Genomic DNA, 278 nt, shown 5'->3' with positions numbered 1-278 from the left:
GTTTCGTCGTTCGCTACGTCCTTCTTCGGCTCCTGGCGCCTAGGCATCCTCCGTGCGCTCTTATTAGCTTATCCAGCTAAAGAACATTACTTTAGATGTTTTCGGAATTGTTTCGCTATCCAGTTTTCAAGGAACAAGGTGAATCTCACACAAGTGAGACCCGCTTGGCAACGTCCTACTCTCCCAGGACCCTGCGGTCCAAGTACCATCGGCGCTGAAGGGCTTAACGGTCGTGTTCGAGATGGGTACGCGTGGTTCCCCTTCGCCATTATCACCAA

The 278-nt window shown here is 51.8% G+C and carries 1 rRNA gene; it reads right to left on the bottom strand.

Annotation, left to right across the window (positions count from 1 at the left end):
• Nucleotides 1-162: 162 nt before the first annotated feature.
• Nucleotides 163-278, bottom strand: a 5S ribosomal RNA gene (gene rrf, locus ACSEXW_RS28475).

Origin of the sequence: Oryzibacillus soli (assembly GCF_051594765.1) — a bacterium.
GTDB lineage: Bacteria > Bacillota > Bacilli > Paenibacillales > NBRC-103111 > Paenibacillus_AR.
The sequence above is the reverse complement of the archived record's forward strand: the minus strand, read 5'-3'. Positions and strand labels throughout refer to the sequence as shown.